The 5,719-nt window shown below is 36.0% G+C and carries 8 protein-coding genes; 1 reads left to right on the top strand and 7 read right to left on the bottom strand.

Annotation, left to right across the window (positions count from 1 at the left end; all coding sequences use genetic code 11):
• Together ACIPNH_RS02635 and ACIPNH_RS02640 are read right to left on the bottom strand one after the other, a co-directional pair.
• A partial coding sequence (locus tag ACIPNH_RS02635; protein WP_400771570.1) for a patatin-like phospholipase family protein occupies positions 1 to 727 on the bottom strand: 727 nt, incomplete at its 3' end.
• 9 nt (positions 728 to 736) lie between these two features.
• The gene (locus ACIPNH_RS02640; RefSeq protein WP_012673232.1) at positions 737 to 955 is read right to left on the bottom strand and encodes a hypothetical protein; all 219 of its coding nucleotides are present in this window, start codon (positions 953 to 955) and stop codon (positions 737 to 739) included.
• A 124-nt stretch (positions 956 to 1,079) separates the two neighbouring features.
• Here ACIPNH_RS02640 and ACIPNH_RS02645 point away from each other — a divergent pair, with 124 nt between their 5' ends.
• A complete protein-coding gene (locus tag ACIPNH_RS02645; RefSeq protein ID WP_007549904.1) occupies positions 1,080 to 1,616 on the top strand; it encodes an ankyrin repeat domain-containing protein in 537 nt (178 codons plus the stop codon).
• Here the strand turns inward: ACIPNH_RS02645 and ACIPNH_RS02650 are convergent.
• The 5 genes from ACIPNH_RS02650 to ACIPNH_RS02670 form a co-directional block, all read right to left on the bottom strand.
• Positions 1,582 to 2,562: a phage late control D family protein gene (locus tag ACIPNH_RS02650; protein WP_012673233.1), complete on the bottom strand. Its 981-nt coding sequence runs from the start codon at positions 2,560 to 2,562 to the stop codon at positions 1,582 to 1,584. The two genes, ACIPNH_RS02645 and ACIPNH_RS02650, sit on opposite strands and share 35 nt — an antisense overlap.
• A gap of 1 nt (position 2,563) precedes the next feature.
• A complete protein-coding gene (locus ACIPNH_RS02655) occupies positions 2,564 to 2,770 on the bottom strand; it encodes a tail protein X (protein WP_012673234.1) in 207 nt (68 codons plus the stop codon).
• Positions 2,748 to 3,164 carry a phage tail protein gene (locus ACIPNH_RS02660; RefSeq protein WP_400771575.1) on the bottom strand — a complete coding sequence of 139 codons (417 nt, stop codon included), beginning with the start codon at positions 3,162 to 3,164 and terminating at the stop codon, positions 2,748 to 2,750. The genes ACIPNH_RS02655 and ACIPNH_RS02660 overlap by 23 nt, the downstream gene beginning before the upstream one ends.
• A gap of 3 nt (positions 3,165 to 3,167) precedes the next feature.
• Positions 3,168 to 5,348 (bottom strand): phage tail tape measure protein, encoded by a 2,181-nt coding sequence (locus tag ACIPNH_RS02665; protein ID WP_400771578.1) that lies wholly within the window; start codon positions 5,346 to 5,348, stop codon positions 3,168 to 3,170.
• Positions 5,349 to 5,460: 112 nt separating this feature from the next.
• A complete protein-coding gene (locus ACIPNH_RS02670) occupies positions 5,461 to 5,667 on the bottom strand; it encodes a phage tail assembly protein (RefSeq protein ID WP_400771581.1) in 207 nt (68 codons plus the stop codon).
• Positions 5,668 to 5,719 lie beyond the last annotated feature (52 nt).

Here is a 5,719-nt window from a genome sequence, read left to right on the forward strand (position 1 = left end):
AATCCAATCCAGAAGCAAACATCACATTCAGTAGTGGCTTGATCCACCCTATTTTGCCAAATCTCCTTGAGTTAGCATACTTTATACTTCTATTTGTTCCACCAGTGCCTATTGATAGCAGTATAATCTCATCATTTGGAAATAACCTTTTACCACTTGCATATGCACAAGCCGCTGGATTATTGGCAAACACTCCGCCATCTATCAACACTCTCTCTGTTTGGCTAATTTTTGGACGTTTTGGTGTGAAGTACGTTGGAGCAGCTGTTGTAGCTCTGAGTGCATCTTTTAACTTAATGTTTTCTTCTTTCCAACTTTTGAAGAAAAATTCACAACTATTGTGAATGTCATAACTGGTGAGCAGTAGATTACTCGCAACATCGGCCATAGTGCTTTCGCCGAAGTATTTGTTGAGAATAAATTCCATATTTTTATATGAGTACTGAGAACCACTCAGCCAAGAAGCGATTGATTTTCTCCAAAGTGATGCTTGAAAGATATATGCTCCATACTCTTGGTAAAGTTCAACCAAATCATTGGCAGAGTATTGAAGTTTATTGCTTTCACAAAGTCCAGCAACAACAATTCCACCGGTTGAGGTTCCTGCCATTAAGTCAAAGATCTGGGAAATTGGCTTTTTTGTCCTAGATTCAATTTCTGCTAGAATAATGGCAGGAATTATTCCTCTAATTCCTCCTCCATCTACAGATAAAATGTACTTTGTCATTTGTTATAGTTATTTTTGTCTCTGCTCAAGCTCGTTAACTTCTTCAGCAAGGTTTTTGACCCTTTCTTCAAGACGATAGATGATTTCTGTAGTCCTTTGATTTTGCTCTATAAATTTATCATGCATATGAACTCTTAAGTCGAGCTTAGCTAGCCACCAGATCAATGCTATTGTTTGTATCACCATAGTAGCAATTACTGCTACAGGGATCTTTCCTGTGTTTGTCATCTTTTTTAAAGGAAAAGTTGTATATATACATATACAAGATTCATCAAAAATACGTCCAAAAAATCTTTTCTAAAATAAAGTTAATTAGTTGCACTAAACAAGCGATGTAAATAATATAATCAACATGAAATCTAGCCTTTTTTGGAAATTGTTAACAAGTTCAATAATACCAATAATATGCGTTATTGTTCTGTATCAGCACTTTAGTACAGACCAATTATCAAAAGATGTGCCAATAAAAAGTAAGGCAAGTGGCAATGATCTGGAAACATTATCTACTGCAGCTGAAAAATGTAATTTAGATACTGTAAGATCCTTAATAAAAAATGTAGTAGATATCAATGCTACTCATCATTTTGGTGCAACATCATTACACTATGCTACAAGCGGAGGCTGTTTAGAAGTCGTAAAATTTCTAATTGAAGAAGGCATTGATGTAAATACTACTGATGCTTTTAGCTGGACAGCTCTGCACTATGCTGCACGAAAAGGACATCTGGAAATTGCTAAATTTCTACTGAAAAATGGAGCAAATCCTTCTGCTAAAAACAAAGATAAAAAAACTCCTTTAGATCTTGCTGTAGAGGAATTAAACAATAATAAAGAAGATATCTATGAGGAAATTATCAATTTACTTTCCAACTATCAATTATTCCCGTAACAATAGTACGATAGCCAAGGTTATCAATTACATGCTCAGCCCTATTTATTATCCATTTACCATAAACTCCTTTGCGAAATCCAGAAAGATTAATCTTTGCTTCAGCAAATAATTCAGGATTTCCTGGCATTGTGACATTGAGTGTTGCTGCATTACTCATCAGCTGATTCAACTTCGCAGATGCTGCACTTTGTGCCAAATCACTACTTGCATAAATATCTCGCAAAATATAGCTTGGTTCTTGATCACCTACTTTTTCCGTTATTGTTTCTGCTTTTTCATAATCATACCAGTAAGCAATAACCGAGCCATATTGATTACGCTCATTAAATTTTACTTTCCAATTTGTAATATCTCTAGGTGTTAAAGTAACAGTGCTTAAAGTTTTTCCGGTAACTGATTTTGCTTTTCCTTTTGAAACAAACAGTAAATATCCTCCTGCAGGTTTTGCTATTGCTCCATAAATTTGAGCAAGCCTGGTTAAAAAATGCATATCGCTCTCTGCAGTTTGATCAATATGTGATATCATGATATTTACAAACTCTGCAGCAATTTTAGCTTGATAGCCATGTTTGTCTGCAATCTTTTTTACCAAATCATTTAAGGTGATTTGATGCCACTCATTAAACACTTGTTCCTTTAATGACTCTTTTAGATCCGCTGCATGACTTTTAATCTTTAGTGATTGTGGCGGGCCTTGTAGCGTAATTTCATTTACTATATAATCTCCCATTGGCACAATGCCAGTTTCCTTATACCCGAGTAAAATATTTAGCTTTGCCCCAGTTCTAGGAATCTCAAATAATGAATCACGGTCATCAAGATGAATTACAGCAGTATCACTTATTACTCCTGCTTCATCAGTAATATGCATTGATACCAATCGACTTTTCACCAATTCAGTGATGGAAATGCCCTCTACTGAAATACTAAAGTCTGGTGTCATTTTAATCCCATAGTTTTACTACTTGCTTTTGCGTCTCTTTTTGAATAACAGGAAGTTTAATGATTAATCCTGCAGGAAGAAGTTCGTACTCTGCAAGCCCAGGATTAGCTCTTAACACAATTTCAACTGCTCCTGAGCTGAATCCATAGTAGTTCCAGCAGATTAAATCTAACATATCGTTTTCTTTAGTTTTGTAGTACATCATCATCAAGTTGTATATTGTCAACGGGATTATTTAGTGATCCGTCTGACAACACATTATCGTAGTGCTTCAAACTTAAGTGAAACTCAATCTTTCTTGGTTCACCATTTGGAAAAAAATATTTCTGCGTTTCTTCTATTTTCACGATAACAAAATGCCCTAAAATATTACCTTGGCCATCAATAAGTAAAAGAGGTTTCGATGAATTTCGCATATTATTTATTTGCTTCAGCCCTCTTGAATAGATTACTCCTGCAAGCTCAACAATTTCCTCTCCAGGACCAATACTTTGAAGCAATGGCTTTTCCCCAATACGCTCAAGTGCAGGCCAGCGATATTCACTTCTGCGTGTAAAGCCTTGCTCAATTAATGAAAATCTATATGGACCAAGAGATAACATAATTTAATTTATATCGTAAAGTGCGCCACTAAATTGCTCTCTAATTCGCTCCATTACTTCATCAGCAATGCTACGTGTATCTTGCCCAGGAGTTGAATGAATATTAATACTGAAGTGATTATTTTGAGTTTTATTCTCTATAGCTTTACTGTGTGCCGCAATGGGGTACTTAAGAGAATCACTTATAACGTTATTTACAGACTTAACTTCTAGTTTAGACTCATTTCTTTTATTCCACAGATTACTGATTGTTCTAAAGGGCTGAGTAATATTATTCCAAAATTTTCCTACCCAATCAGAAAAAGACTTCCATACAATTTTCACTGATTCCCAGATAGTAACAAAAAAGTTCTTTACTGCTTGCCATTTGGTAATTATCAAAGTTGCAGCAACAGCAATACCACCAATAATCAGCCCCATAGGGTTGCTCATCACAGCAATTGTTAATGCTTTAAATCCAGCAATAATTGCTGGAAAAACTGCAGAAGTAGAATAAAGACCTATTTTTACCAAAGTAATAACAGATCCAAACATTCTCCAAGTAGATAAAAGAGCGAATAAAGAACCTTTTACAAAAGTCCAAGCATAGCCAAGAGATATAGCTGCTATTTTAATGCTAATCAACGCTGTAGTAGTACTCATGATTACTGTAGTCAATACTGGATATTCCTTGGCATAAAGTGCTACCTGTGTAGTTGCTGACCTCAGAAGATTAACAGTAAAATTTAAAGGTGGTAATAATACATAACCAAGATTCATTCCTACTTCTGCTATTGAATTCTTAAGTAGCTGAAGATTATTTGCTGTAGTATTTGCTCTATTTTCAAACTCTCTTTGCATTGAGCCATGATATTCTTCGTTTATTAATCGCAAAGATTTTCTATATTCATCTAGACTACCAGTAAGTAGCGCTATATCATCCTGATATTCAAGACCAAAGAGGTCAAAGAGAACGCTAGAACGTTCTTGCTTATCTAATTTTGCAACTGTTTCTAAAAACTTAAGTAATGTGCCTTGTGCATTCTTGCCAATTGCTTTTTCAAATTCCTTAGCGTTTATTTTTAGCTGCTGAAAAGATTTTTGAAAATTGCCACCTTGCTTACTTGCTGTTTGCAACTTACTGAGCATCGCATTAATTGCTGTACCTGCTTTTTCGGGGGTCTTACCAAGACTAATGAAGCTACTTGCTAAAGCTCCCGCTTCTACTGTAGTTAAGCCAAATTGCCTTGCTGTACCACCGATTCTGTTTAATGCAGGAACAATGTCTTTAGCTTTTGCTGCAGTGTTATCAGAGATATGGTTTATTGCATCACCAATACCTTTCATTTCACCAATTTCAATTTGATAAATATTAGAAAGTTTAGCAATAGCGTCTCCTGCTTCTTCTGCTGACATATCAAATGCAGTTGCCATTTTGGCCACAGTGTCTGTAAAAGTCGTAAGATCTTTAGCTTTAATACCAAGTTGACCACCACTTGCAGTAATTTGCGCAAGTTCTGCCGCAGATAGCGGAATTGTACGCGACATTTCCTTTAATGTTTCCCCAAGTTTTGTTAAGCCATTTACATCTGTATCTTCAAACTTTACAACTTTCTTTACATCAGCCATGGCACTCTCAAAACTAATTGCAGCCTTAAGTGGTGCTGCAAGGGTGAGGCCAAGTGCCACGGTATCCATGATTTGAGCTCTAAAATTTGCTCTTTGCGCTAAAACTCCCTTACGTTTTTGCATTACGGAATTTAAAGCTGTATAGCTATTTTTAAGCTTTTCAATAGAAGAGCCAAGTTTAACTTGATCTCCAATAAGAGATTTTATATCTCTACCACTTTTACTGAACTCCGTGCGTAGTAAGTGGAGAGCACTTCTTTTTTGTAAATAAGCTGTTTTAGCTTTCAGTGCTGCAGCTTTAGATCTTGTAAATTCATTTTGTAGTTTCTTACTTGGTGCTTCTGTGTTTTTTATCTGTTTAGCCAGAGATTTTGTCTTTATTTCTAGCTCATCCCAAGAGCGCCGAGCAAGCAGAGCATCACGGCTAAGCTCTTTAAACTTAGACACTGATTTACTTGATGATTCAAGTTGTTTTATCGTACTACCAATACGAGAAAGCTGCTTCGTACTACCTGCTATCGTACTATTAAAACTGCTTTGTAGTGTTGCTCCAATTACTATAGAAATTGCCTTCATTTGTATAATTTTCTGCTACTTTCAAACCACGTAAAAAACTCTTCAATATCCATATCAAGCCACTGATTGATTCCACCACCAACTACTGAGCTAAGCGATAATATGCTCAGCCTCAACTCTTCTGCTGAGACAAAAAACCTTGTAACGCTTCTTGAATTTTGCTGTAGTCTGCAAGATCAAGTTCTTCTACTGCTTCTCTTGAAATACTTGCAAGATTTGCAATCAGTGCTACTTCTTTCTCTGCATCGTTATTACTCATACGTTCAACAGCTAAACGATCTCGTACTTTTGGGCGACGTAGAGTTATAGCATTTCTCATAATAGTCCGAACAGGTCATAGGAAGGCAGAATCAACAGCACGACGAAAAGAT

The organism is Wolbachia endosymbiont of Drosophila barbarae (assembly GCF_044752445.1).
Lineage (GTDB): Bacteria > Pseudomonadota > Alphaproteobacteria > Rickettsiales > Anaplasmataceae > Wolbachia > Wolbachia pipientis.